Origin of the sequence: Photorhabdus australis DSM 17609 (assembly GCF_000711895.1) — a bacterium.
Lineage (GTDB): Bacteria > Pseudomonadota > Gammaproteobacteria > Enterobacterales > Enterobacteriaceae > Photorhabdus > Photorhabdus australis.
Map to the genome: position 1 here is coordinate 42337 of NZ_JONO01000008.1, position 12800 is coordinate 55136.

A 12800-nucleotide genomic window follows, 5' to 3' on the forward strand; every position below is an offset into this window, starting at 1 on the left:
TGCCGAGCATTCCCCCGACTTGTTTCAGGTAGTCATAGGAGAAAAGCCGCGCACCGGATAAATAAAATTCTGATAAAACACCGTAGCTTGATAAACTTGAGCAATGACTACGATCACGACTATCAGATTTCGAGGAATAACATGTCGTTATATCAGGATCATCAAGCTGCTCTTGAGCAGCTTACTCTCGGTAAAACCACGTCATATCACGACCAATATGATGCCAATTTGCTGCAAGCAGTACCACGCAGTATGAACCGTGAACCTCTGAACATTTTCCCGGACAATTTGCCGTTTCACGGGGCTGATATCTGGACACTTTATGAACTTTCATGGCTAAATAGTCGTGGTCTGCCACAAGTTGCTGTCGGGCATGTCAGCCTGAATGCAGCAAGTAAAAACCTGATTGAATCTAAAAGTTTCAAACTCTATCTGAACAGCTTTAATCAAACCCGTTTTGAAAGCTGGCAAACCGTTGAAGAAACATTACAGCGGGATCTCGCCGCTTGTGCTGATGGTCATGTAGAAGTGACACTTCATCATTTAAATCATTTCAATAACCAACCGATTTCCTCTTTCACCGGTGAATGTATTGATAATCAAGATATTGACATTACTGAATATAATTTCAACCGTGATTATCTGCAAGGCGCCGCACAAGGCCCGCTAGTGGAAGAAGTTTTGGTTAGCCATCTACTGAAATCCAACTGTCTGATTACCCATCAACCTGACTGGGGGTCTGTCCAGATTCACTATAAAGGAGCAAAAATTAACCAAGAAGCGTTACTACGTTATCTGGTATCATTTCGGCACCATAATGAATTTCATGAGCAATGTGTTGAGCGTATTTTCAATGACTTACAACAGCTATGCGCTCCAGAAAAACTCTCGGTCTATGCCCGTTATACCCGCCGCGGGGGATTAGATATCAACCCATGGCGCACAAATGGTACCGACTTCGTTCCAGAAACAGGCAGACTAGCGCGCCAGTAAATAAACTTTTCTGAGTACAGTCGGTGAAAAATCAATCTGAACAGGAAATGTGATAGATTTAGCAAAAACCATCGTGAACCCTCGTCCAATACGGGCGGGAGCAGTCAATTAACGATATTGAGGTTAAACCCATACTCGATATAAGGAGTCATTCTTGATTACACATATCAACCCACTCGGTTCAATGGATTTATTATCTCAACTTGAAGTAGATATGCTGAAGAGCACCGCAAAAAGCGATCTTTATCTCTTATTCCGAAACTGTTCACTCGCTGTACTCAATTCGGGTAGCCAAACAGATAATAGTAAGGAACTCCTCTCTAAATACACAGATTTTGATATTAACGTATTGCGCCGTGAGCGCGGAGTAAAACTGGAATTAGTGAATCCACCAGAAGAAGCGTTTGTTGATGGGAAAATTATCCATTCACTACAAGCTAATTTGTTCGCCGTGCTTCGGGATATCTTGTTTGTTCATACTCAGATTACTGATTCAGGAAAACAGCATCATCCCAATCTGGAAAACGGTGCATATATTACCAATACCATCTTCTCTATTCTGCGTAACGCCAGAGCGTTACATACCGACGAAGATCCCAATATGATCGTCTGTTGGGGCGGCCATTCAGTGACTAAGCCAGAGTATCAATACAGCCGTAAAGTCGGTCATCAACTTGGACTGCGAGGACTTAATATCTGTACCGGCTGCGGCCCAGGTGCAATGGAAGCACCGATGAAAGGTGCCGCCGTAGGTCATGCACAACAGAATTATAAAGATAGCCGTTTTATCGGTATCACCGAGCCATCAATCATTGCCGCTGAACCACCTAACCCATTAGTGAACGAATTGATTATCATGCCAGATATAGAAAAACGTCTGGAAGCCTTCGTTCGTATTGCTCACGGTATTATTATTTTCCCAGGTGGTGTCGGCACAACAGAGGAATTACTCTACCTGTTGGGTATTCTGATGGACCCGGAAAATCAGGAACAAATATTGCCATTGATTTTTACCGGTCCGAAAGAAAGTGCAGATTATTTCCAGGTCCTGGATGAATTTATTGTTCATACATTGGGGAAAGAAGCACGACGCTACTATCACACTATTATTGATGACGCTCCTGAAGTTGCCCGGATAATGAAAGAAGCAATGCCATTAGTCAGAGATAACCGCCACAGTACCGGGGATGCATACAGTTTTAATTGGTCAATGAAGATCAACTATGATTTACAACAACCGTTTGCACCCTCTCATGAAAATATGGCTAATCTTAATCTCCATCCTGCTCAGTCTCCTGACAAACTGGTGGCTGCACTACGCCGTGCTTTTTCTGGGATTGTTGCCGGCAATGTGAAAGAGATCGGTATTCAAGCGATTGAAAAATATGGCCCATTCAAAATCCATGGAAATGCTGAAATAATGCGCCATATGGACAAGCTGCTGGCAGACTTTGTGGAACAGCACCGGATGAAACTACCAGGTGGTACTGCCTACGAACCCTGCTACGAAATTATCCGATAAAACTTACTACCCGAAAAAATATCTGCTCCATGGATGGAGCACAATGCGGCTTAATAGTGAACCCTATGATACACCTTCTAATTGTTGATGCTCTTAACCTTATCCGCCGCATTCATGCTGTGCAGGGCAGCCCATGTATTCCTGCCTGTGAGCATGCACTAAGGCAGTTGATCCAACATACCAATCCTACCCATGCTGTCGCAGTCTTCGATGAAGAGGATCGTAGTAACAGTTGGCGGCATCAAATATTGCCTGACTACAAAGCCGGTCGCTCGCCTATGCCTGACAATCTGAAACAAGAAATGCCGCAGATCAGAATATCATTTGAACAACAAGGCATTGCCTGCTGGCATGCCCAAGGACATGAAGCTGATGATCTAGCCGCGACGCTGGCAGTAAAAGTCGCTTCTGCCGGTTACGTTACGATTGTTTCTACTGATAAAGGTTATTGTCAGTTACTTTCACCCAATATCCGTATTCGTGACTACTTCCAGAAACGCTGGCTGGATATGCCATTTATTCAACAAGAATTTGGCGTTTTTCCGCAACAATTACCTGATTACTGGGGATTAGCGGGGATCAATAGCAGTAAAATCCCCGGAATTTCGGGGATTGGACCTAAAACTGCCACTATTTTACTGCGACAGTTCGGTACACTGGATAATCTTTTCCAGAACCTCGAGCAACAACCGGATAAATGGCGCAATAAGTTGGAATCAAATAAAGAAATTGCGTTTATCAGCCGGAAAGTTGCGTCATTACGTACCGATTTAGCTTTAAATGGCAACTTACAACAACTCCGGCTGACAACAGCAAATTAACGAAAATACCCTGCGACCTTATCCAAATGTTCACCTTTTAACTCACCGGCCTCATTAAGTAGGCCGACCCAAGCTTTAATATAATTATATTTGGCCTGAGAAAGATCACGCCGGGCAGTATATAGCTGCTGCTCAGCATTCAGAACATCCACATTAACCCGCTGTCCAAGAACAACGCTTTTACTGGTTGCATCCACCTGCAAGCTAGCTGATTCAACGGCCATTTCATAAGCATTAATCCGCTTTTCGCTATTCAGATACTGATTATAATTCCGGCGTAATGCATTAAGCACTTCTCCTGCCTGAACATCAAGCTCATATTTGGTTCTTCCATATTGCGCCGCTGCCTGACGTACAGCAGCAGATGTACCACCACCATTATAGATATTCATGCTCATCCGTAAGCCAATAGTATCAGTTCGATACTTCTGATCGACAGTATTATCGCTGCTAGACTCACTTTCAGAATGGGAAGCATAAAGTTCTAACTTAGGTAAATAACCAGCCCGGTTACGTTGCACTTCATGGTACGCCGCTTTCACTTCCTGACGGGAAGCGGCCAGAACCGGGTTGTTAGCTAATGCCCGTTTTTCCCATTCTTCATAATGGCCTGGCGACAATTTCAACATCTTAAACTGCTTTTTATCTGATAATCGCTGCACCGGTAAATCAATGGGAAGAGGAATACCAACAATCAATTGTAAGCTGCGCATTGCGGCATCCAGATCATCCTTGGCTGCTATCTCATCCGCAATAGCCTGGCTGTAACGGGATTGTGTTTCCACTACATCAGTGCGTGTCCCTTCACCAGAAGCAAACAATTTCCTGTTCAGTTCCAACTGTTTTTCATACGCTATTCTCTGGCGTATGACTAAGTCAATCTGATCCTGCGCATAAGCTACATCCACGTAAGCATTCACTACCCGGACAGCCAGTTGCTGAAAATCTGCCCGAAAACGTTCATTGCTCATCAACGTATGCGCTTGACTGGCTTTATACCGCGCCCATATCTCAAAATCTATCAATGGCTGGGTCAACACAATCGCCGCGTTATAACTGCGATATTGGCGATCCCGACTTGCAGTTATCTTATTTCCCCGAAGATCATACGAAGGTTGCTCCATATGTTGCCAATTTCTCGGTGAATTTTGATAAGACATCATCACCTTAGGTAACAATTCTGCCCTGCCTATCTTTTCATACTCTTCTCCACCTTCTCTTTCTTTTACCGCTGCGAGAAAAGTAGGATCATTTTCTAATGCCAGCGCATAAGCCTCTGTCAGACTCAGCGCCCATGCAGGAAAAGAGAACATACTGACGATGAAAAGAATCAACAAACCCACTGATAAAGAAGCATGATTCAGTCTCATAATTACTCCTCTATCAATGATGTCGAAGCCCGATCCCACAATGGCTTAAACAGATAACTTAACAAGGAACGTGAACCAGTTTTGACAAATACCTCAACTGGCATCCCCGGCCTGATATCCAGCCCTTTCAATTTTTCCATCCCTTCAGGGGACACGACAGCTCTCATCTGATAATAAGGTTGGCTAGTCACGGGATCCACCAGTCTATCTGCGGAAACCATGATCACTTTTCCTTCAATTTTGGGTGTCCGATTCTGATTAAAAGCGGTGAACATCAGATCTACATCCAATCCTTTGCTGATTTTATCTGCCAAATTAACCGCAACACGGGTTTCCACTTCAAGCGCCATTTGGTTCGGCAGGATTTCCATCAGTTTTTCACCGGGAGCAACGACACCACCCTGCGTAAAAATATTTAACCCAACAACCGTGCCATCAACGGGCGCCACAATTGAGGTATGCATCAGTTCAAACTGGGCTGTGTCCAGCTTATTTCGGTATTCACTGGCAGCAACCTGCACCTCTGCCAATTGCGTGCGCACTTCGCGCTGATAGTCTGCTTTACGTTGAATAATGTGCTGCTGGGTTTCCTGTAACTGTTTTTCAAGCTGACCGGCACGCCCTTCCATTTCCGCTATGCTGCTGTTCAGCTCAGCCTGTTCACGCAACAGTTCCAAATAACGATTACGCGGGAAATAACCCTCATCTGCTAAAGATTTAAGATTAGTTATCTGCTCTTTAAGTGCGGTCTGTTGCACTCGCTTACTGACAAGAGAAGCTTTCAGTCCTTTAATCTGAAAATGGATCCCTGCAACAGCCTGCTCCAGCCCTTCAAGATCGCTTTGCAGCATTTCACGGCGTGATGCGAACAGTTGTTTTTGCAGTGCGATAATCTCTTTCACCCGAGGTTCAGACTGTAATTGCTGCAATATTTCGGGAAAAACCAGCATGTCATCACCATGCTGTTCAGCCAATAAACGAGTTTCCGTTGCTAGCGTGGTATACAGTTGATCCTGAAGCGCATCTACCTGGGCTTTTGCCTGCACCTGACTAAGCTGAACGAGGGTTTGACCCGCTTTTATAGTTTCTCCCTCAACAACCATAATCTGGCTGATAATACCGCTTGCCGGAGCCTGAACCGTTTTGCGATTGCCATCTACAACCACTACACCTGAAGACGCAACCCCTTTATCCAACGGTGCGAATGCTGCCCAAATGAGAAATCCCAAGATCCCCACACCAATCACCAACCATCCTAGTCGTAAAAAATGCCCTTCTTCCAGTGGCAATAATCCTTTGCCATCCACTACCGGCGTATTCTGATCAGACATATCCACTCCCGGACAGAAATCTCCGTCTCAGCTATTTGATATTATTATAATTAAATGCCTACTTACTTATGATGCCTGAGCAACTGCCTTAGTTGCTGAATGTTCCTGGCTCTTATTCTGTTGTGATAAAGCTGTCATTACCTGCTGAGATGAACCAAACATCTTCATTTTTCCCTGAACCAGCAGCAATATTTTGTTCGTCTGTGACAACAATGATGTGCGATGAGTAATCACAATCACGGTTTTTCCTTGCGCTTTCAGCTGAGCAATAGCTTGATTCAGTGCTCTTTCGCCCGCTTCATCGAGGCTGGAATTCGGTTCATCTAAGACCACAAGTGACGGTTCATCATACAACGCACGAGCAAGACCAATTCGCTGCTTCTGCCCACCAGATAACCCAATACCTCCGGCACCAATAACGGTGTCATAACCCTTATCAAGTGCTAATATCAGTTCATGAACCCCAGCTTTTTTTGCCGCCTGAACAACTTTTTCTGGTTCTACCTCATTGAAACGAGCAATGTTCTCAGCGATAGTGCCGCCAAACAGCTCAATATCTTGTGGTAAATATCCTATTGAAGAACCCAATTCATCTTTGTTCCACTGATAAATATCTGCATTATCCAAGCGGACCACACCTTCTTGTGCCGGCCATATCCCGACCAGTAACCGGGCGAGGGTCGATTTCCCTGAAGCACTGGGGCCAATTAATCCCATCACATCACCCGCATCCAGCGCGAAACTAACATCTTGCAACACAACTTTACTGTTTCTTCCCGGAGGCGCCGCTGAAACTTTTTCTACAACCAAATTGCCTTTTGGTGCAGGTAATGACATTCCCGATTTCCGTTCAGGTTGTTGTTCCAGCAGATCGGTTAACCGTTGCCATGACAAACGAGCCGAACTCCAACCTTTCCAGGCTTGAATAAGCTGTTCAATCGGCGAAAGTGCCCGCCCCATCAGAATTGAAGCTGCAATCATCATTCCCGGCGTAATATGCCCACCAATCGCTAACCAGCCACCTAATCCGAGGATCAGCGACTGTAACGCCAAACGCACCGTTTTCGTGACCGAATTAATCACTGAAGCCCGTTCACTGGCAATCCGCTGGAAATTCAGAAAACGTTCATGTAATCCGAACCATCTCCGGCGCAGTACCGGCAACATACCCAACGCCTCTATCACCTCTGCATTACGCAGGTTGGTGCTGGCAAGGCTAGCTGAACGCAAAGCAAGTTTATTGGCTTCGGATAACGGCTGTCTTGATACCCACTGATTCAATACAGCAAGGGCAATCAATACCAACGCACCCACCAATGACAACAAACCAAGCCAAGGGTTAAAAAGAAAAATAACCAACAAGTAGATTGGAAACCAAGGAGCATCAAAGAAAGCAAACAAAGCATTACCCGTCAGAAACTGGCGAATATTTGCCAGGTCATTGAGCATCTGGCCCGCATCTGTTGTGCCATTTTTCAGATTTGATTCGTAAGATGCTGTATAAACCCGATTATTCAGCTTCATATCAAGCTGGCTACCAATACGAATAACAATCATGCTGCGGATATATTCCAGCATTCCCATCATGGCAAACATACCAAGAGTAATCAGAGTCAACATCAGCAAAGTGATTTCATTGCCCGATGGCAACACTCTGTCATAAACCTGCAACATATAAACAGACGGAACTAACATGAGCAGGTTAATAAAAGCAGTGAACAACCCGATAGTCCAAAACACCCGACTACGGGCACGAATGACATCAGCAATCTCATCCTTTGGGAGTAGTAATTTCACGGCATTTCCTTAATAACTATCTGATATATCTTGTTGTTATAAATATATGACTATCTGATGTTAACGTTCCTTGCCTTATTCCCTTTGCTCACCAGGTTTCATTATCAGTTCCCGACCATCAGCAAACCGGGCAAACCAACCATCTGATTCATGCGCAAAGAAAGCCAATCCACTTCCCTGATTATCTGTAATCGTGATGCCATCAGGTGTAGGTCGCCAACCAGCAGGGACTTCGCCAAACATATCCGCCAAACAAGCGTTATCACCATTAAGTGACCAAATTGAGCCTTCCGGTAATGGTTGGTCAGTCAATGACACATCGCATTGTTGACGTTTATCTGACAGTTGCCATATGCCTTTCAATTCACTGGCGTGTGGGAGATCAAGACTACTTGCCATACTTCCTCCGATAATGCTGAATGTAAGAGCAACAAAGCATGCAAATTTCAGATACCAAGCGGCAAAAACCATGCTGCCTCCAAACAAATAACCGCATCCAAGTCAGATGCGGTTGTGTTGTTGTGTTATGAAAGGATGAAATCAGACTCTAATATTGGTTCTCCGACAATTTTTACCCAAAAATCATCGTAAGATAGCTTTCCACCCATATTAATTACGAAATCATTCACCTTATCAACAGTGTTATAACGAAGCACAGCTTCTCCAACGGCACCAGTGAACTCCTCAACAAACTTAACGCCTCCTTTCCCTGCTTCGCCCAGGTCGAACAATGACACATCAATCTTGTCCTCACCTGAAACAAAGTCATGGATCCAATCACGCTCAAGAGGAGGTGATTCCTTGGCGCTCAGGTAGACAAATGTATCTTTACCTTCTCCACCCCAAAGATTATCTGCTCCCAGACCACCATAGATGATGTCATCACCAGCACCACCCTTCAGAGTATTGTCAGCATCATTGCCTATCAGAATGTCATTACCACTACCACCAATTGCATTTTCAATCGTTACACCACGAGCAATAGAAACGTTTCCTTTCAGACCACCAACATCCGAGAAAGAAGCTTCATTCAGGTTAATGCGCTGATCCTGGGTAAAACCAGAGAAATCAAACGTATCATTACCGCCCGCATCCCAGGCAGTGAACAACAGTTTGCTGTTTTCATCTTTTGCCGTATAGAAGTCGCGATCTGTGTTGGAATTAAAACCATATACAGTGTCATCTGTTCGGGTTGTATTATTAGCACCGTACACTTCCTGAATGGCAGAAATATCGTTAAGTAATGGTGCAGAAGAATAAATACCTTTAAAATCCTGCCCGGTATTTTTCTCACTGAAATAACTCATAACGGTATAAGCACGACTATCTTCAAAATAAGTGGCGCTATTCTTATAAGTAGGGCTTACCTTATCAGAGGCATTATAATCAGCCGGATGCTGTAACCCCAGAGTATGGCCGATTTCATGAGTAAACGTTTGACGGCCATAACCATTCACGTCGATATCATTATTTGTGAAAGTACGGCTTTTAGCGTTATACCAGGTTCCTAATTGTGTCTTCTCTGGTCTCGGCAGATAAGCAAACGCATAACTCCCCGTCAAACTAACATCAAAGAACCCAAAGGTGATATTCGCCTCTTTGGCATCAGAAGTTTCAACAAAATTAATATTAGCAACATCAGCCCAGGATTGTATTGACAGTTTTGCCGCTGCTTTTTGCTCTTCATTAAATGCTGAAAATTCAGAAATATGCCATGGCATATCATCCGGTTTACTTTCCAGGAAAGTATACTTTAATGGGAAAGCTTTAGATTTATCGTCATCCTGATGCCCCCAACGATAATCACCTCGGATTAATTCTTTAGCAGCATCTTTACTTGGCTCATGTTCAACGACAATATTAGAATCCTTACCTGGTATATAAGCCTGTAACCATTTCAGCAACTCATTTGCCTTTTCTGAACCGCTAACTTCTTCCGAGTATGAAATTTTTTTCTTTAAAGACATATATTTCTCCATAAATTCAGGACTTAGATATAAAAACCTTTTTATTTTATTAAATACAAGTCAATAAAACCTGAAAACAACAGACCTCCCATGGTCATACAAATTAAGAACTAAAATCCCTTTCACATAAAAGTAACACTAAAGCTAATTATATAAAAAGCAATTAACATACTTTTTTAATATAAACGTGATAAAAATAACATAAAACAAATAAGCGATTGTTTTACATAACATAACTATTTAAGGCAAAAAAAATACCGCTAATTTACTGGCGGTATTTTCTTACGCATTAATTATTTATTACTTAACTATCTCATAAAGTAAACTTTAAAAAATTTATAGAATTATTGTTGATAATTCTAATTATAAATTATCTCGAACCGTTATATGAATAGATAAAATAGGAATACCCCTCCCCTTCGAATGCAATATTGAACGATATAACGCATATGGAAGGGAGCTAACCCCCGTAAATACCTATATACCCGTCATCTTTCAAGTTGCTTCTTTGTTGGCTGCACTCACTCACCCCAGTCACATAGTTATCTATGCTCCTGGGGATTCGCTCCCTTGCCGTCGCGATGCATCTTGAAATCTATTGGGTATATATTATTAAGTAAAGTAATAACAACTTGATTAAATAAATAAAAAAATATACATCACAGATATGGTTAATACTTTTCTTATTTTAAATAATTCTTTTTATATATAATAAAATTATATTTTTGGTTTTTTTAAAATCAAATAAAAACATCAATAAAGTTGATTGAATACTCTTAAAAACAAGATATGAAACCAATAACTCAATATATTCATAAAGATATATACCCGTTATCTTTCAAGTTGCCTCTTTGTTGGCTGCACTCACTCACCCCGGTCATATAGTTATCTATGCTCCCGGGGATTCGCTCCCTTGCCGTCGCGACGCATCTTGAAATCCATAGGGTATAGAATTTAAAACAGAAACTTAAACTTGATATAATACAAACATTATTTTAATTTAACATCATAATTAAACTTCATATTTTAACCTTGGTTAAATTAATTGAAAAAAAATCCATTTAATTATTTTCGAGTTTATAATATTAATTTACTGGCTTATTACACATTAATCTCATGCCTCATTAAACTGTTACAACAATATATTAATTTTGTTATTTATTTTAAGTCAAGTAAAAAAATCAATAATTTTCCGACAGAAATCATACTATATTAATCATTAGATTAGATAATAACAACCTCACAACAGAATATTATGTAATATTCTCTCTGGTGAATAAATGAGTTAAATTATTTAAATATGCTACTTTTACTACACACATGGAAATGAAAAACAAAATGCAATAATATCATTCAATATTAAAATAAAAACGCCTCAGAATATCATAGAGGCGCTTTGTAAAGTCCTATTTTAGGAATTTATTCCAGGATAATGATGAACAACAATTAATTAGTCATTATTCCGGCTAGCTGCATAAGCAGACCAAATACGGCGAACATGAACCGTTATTTCTTCCCTGTCATGATAAAGGTGTTTTGCCTGAATTTGTGCATTTATACCATTCTCTTTTAATTGCAGATTCATTTTCTGCAAATTATGCGCGACTTCTTCATAACGCTTTTTCATAGGCAATTTAAGATTAAAAATAGCCTCCCGGCACCAACCATTAACCAGCCAATCTGCCATTAATTGCGTCACTTTTGCTGGCTTTTCTACCATATCGCACACCAGCCAATAAATGTTTTTTACCAAAGGTTCAAACTTAAAACCATCCACTTTGTGATGCCGAACCTGTCCCGTATCCATCAGGCTTTGCGACATTGGGCCATTATCCACGGCATGCACCATCATACTGCGTTTCACCAATTGGTAAGTCCAACCACCAGGACACGCCCCCAAATCAACCGCATATAGACCACTGGCCAACCGCTCTTCCCACTCGTCATAAGGAATAAAAACATGAAAGGCTTCTTCCAACTTCAGTGTTGAACGACTTGGTGCATCTGAAGGGAGCTTCAGTCGGGGAATACCCATATAAAATGGTGAATTGTTATGACTGTAAGAATAACCAACATAACAGCAACCCGGCGCAATAAAAAAAACGTGTATGACAGGACAGTTGGCGCTTTCCCTAATCTGCAAAATTTTTTCCTGGCGCATCGCATTACGCAACGGCACAGTAAATTTCCGGCAGAACTTTAGCAACTCTTTACTTTCATTAGTATCAGGCACTTCAACCCTTAGTTCGCCAGCACGTTCAATGACGCCGTGCAACATACCCACAATTGGACTTACCCGATCTTCTGGCGGTAAATCGCGCAACAATTCACCCACAACCAGCATTTGGCGAGCAAAAATCAATTCCCGAAAAGGTATCTCACGAATAAGCCGATCTGCATCTTCACGCTGATAACACTCAAACAGAACATAACCACTGTTGTCTTTTACCCGGGCAAAACCATAGATCTCTTTTTGACCCGCTTTATCGGTGATTTCTGCCGCGCACTCTTTTTCAAAACCAGAGCGACAATATAAAGCAATTTTATTCATGGCAAAGCGCCGATTTCCTTAGACGCAAAGCGCCAATTAATACTAAGAGCCAGCCGATAAGAAAGCTGCCCCCTCCAATTGGAGTAATATAAGAGAAAAATTTAACCTGTAATAAGGCCATACAGTAGAGACTGCCACTAAACAACAAAATGCCTACCGCGAAAAAGACACCACTCCAGTAAAACCAGAGAACAACTTTACGCATCAGCATGGCAGATATAGCCATCATTGCCAGAGTATGAATCCCCTGATATTGCAAACCAAGTTCAATCCAATCTAACTGATATTTTGCCATAATCAGGGATAATAAATGCGACCCGATAGCACCAAACGCCACATAGAAAAAACCACTAATACCAGCAAAGATAAGCATTAAACGACTATTCACTGTTATCTTCCTTTTTCATATTTATACCTTTCATCTTTCAAGCTGCTGCTTTGTTGGCTG

The 12800-nt window shown here is 42.0% G+C and carries 10 protein-coding genes; 3 read left to right on the plus strand and 7 right to left on the minus strand.

Annotated features, from left to right (window positions below):
- Positions 1–141: 141 nt before the first annotated feature.
- The 3 genes from queF (at position 142) to xni (ending at position 3336) form a co-directional block, all read left to right on the plus strand.
- Complete coding sequence (gene queF, locus BO26_RS03930) at positions 142–993, plus strand: NADPH-dependent 7-cyano-7-deazaguanine reductase QueF (protein ID WP_036769002.1); 852 nt, start codon at positions 142–144, stop codon at positions 991–993.
- Positions 994–1147: 154 nt separating this feature from the next.
- Positions 1148–2515 (plus strand): nucleotide 5'-monophosphate nucleosidase PpnN, encoded by a 1368-nt coding sequence (gene ppnN, locus BO26_RS03935; protein ID WP_036769004.1) that lies wholly within the window; start codon positions 1148–1150, stop codon positions 2513–2515.
- A gap of 65 nt (positions 2516–2580) precedes the next feature.
- A complete protein-coding gene (gene xni, locus BO26_RS03940; RefSeq protein ID WP_036769006.1) occupies positions 2581–3336 on the plus strand; it encodes a flap endonuclease Xni in 756 nt (251 codons plus the stop codon).
- Here xni and BO26_RS03945 read toward each other — a convergent pair.
- From BO26_RS03945 to BO26_RS03975, 7 genes are all read right to left on the minus strand, one after another.
- Positions 3333–4706 carry a TolC family outer membrane protein gene (locus tag BO26_RS03945; protein ID WP_036769008.1) on the minus strand — a complete coding sequence of 458 codons (1374 nt, stop codon included), beginning with the start codon at positions 4704–4706 and terminating at the stop codon, positions 3333–3335. The two genes, xni and BO26_RS03945, sit on opposite strands and share 4 nt — an antisense overlap.
- 2 nt (positions 4707–4708) lie before the next feature.
- On the minus strand, positions 4709–6037 hold the full coding sequence (locus tag BO26_RS03950; protein WP_036769009.1) for an HlyD family type I secretion periplasmic adaptor subunit: 1329 nt from the start codon (positions 6035–6037) through the stop codon (positions 4709–4711).
- A 66-nt stretch (positions 6038–6103) separates the two neighbouring features.
- The gene (locus BO26_RS03955) at positions 6104–7834 is read right to left on the minus strand and encodes a type I secretion system permease/ATPase (RefSeq protein ID WP_036769011.1); all 1731 of its coding nucleotides are present in this window, start codon (positions 7832–7834) and stop codon (positions 6104–6106) included.
- Positions 7835–7909: 75 nt separating this feature from the next.
- A complete protein-coding gene (locus BO26_RS03960) occupies positions 7910–8305 on the minus strand; it encodes a protease inhibitor Inh/omp19 family protein (protein WP_201771245.1) in 396 nt (131 codons plus the stop codon).
- 53 nt (positions 8306–8358) lie between these two features.
- On the minus strand, positions 8359–9813 hold the full coding sequence (prtA, locus tag BO26_RS03965) for a serralysin (RefSeq protein ID WP_268870600.1): 1455 nt from the start codon (positions 9811–9813) through the stop codon (positions 8359–8361).
- Positions 9814–11251: 1438 nt separating this feature from the next.
- Positions 11252–12352 carry a 23S rRNA (cytidine(2498)-2'-O)-methyltransferase RlmM gene (gene rlmM, locus BO26_RS03970; RefSeq protein WP_036769014.1) on the minus strand — a complete coding sequence of 367 codons (1101 nt, stop codon included), beginning with the start codon at positions 12350–12352 and terminating at the stop codon, positions 11252–11254.
- Complete coding sequence (locus BO26_RS03975; protein ID WP_036769016.1) at positions 12345–12740, minus strand: DUF423 domain-containing protein; 396 nt, start codon at positions 12738–12740, stop codon at positions 12345–12347. Before BO26_RS03975 ends, rlmM begins: the two co-directional genes overlap by 8 nt.
- Between the last annotated feature and the right edge of the window lie 60 nt (positions 12741–12800).

Bases quoted from the DNA above. Each gene is read 5' to 3' on its own strand.
- queF (WP_036769002.1), top strand. From the start codon at position 142: ATGTCGTTATATCAGGATCATCAAGCTGCTCTTGAGCAGCTTACTCTC.
- xni (WP_036769006.1), top strand. From the start codon at position 2,581: ATGATACACCTTCTAATTGTTGATGCTCTTAACCTTATCCGCCGCATT.
- BO26_RS03945 (WP_036769008.1), bottom strand. From the start codon at position 4,706: ATGAGACTGAATCATGCTTCTTTATCAGTGGGTTTGTTGATTCTTTTC.
- BO26_RS03950 (WP_036769009.1), bottom strand. From the start codon at position 6,037: ATGTCTGATCAGAATACGCCGGTAGTGGATGGCAAAGGATTATTGCCA.
- BO26_RS03960 (WP_201771245.1), bottom strand. From the start codon at position 8,305: ATGGTTTTTGCCGCTTGGTATCTGAAATTTGCATGCTTTGTTGCTCTT.
- prtA (WP_268870600.1), bottom strand. From the start codon at position 9,813: ATGGAGAAATATATGTCTTTAAAGAAAAAAATTTCATACTCGGAAGAA.
- rlmM (WP_036769014.1), bottom strand. From the start codon at position 12,352: ATGAATAAAATTGCTTTATATTGTCGCTCTGGTTTTGAAAAAGAGTGC.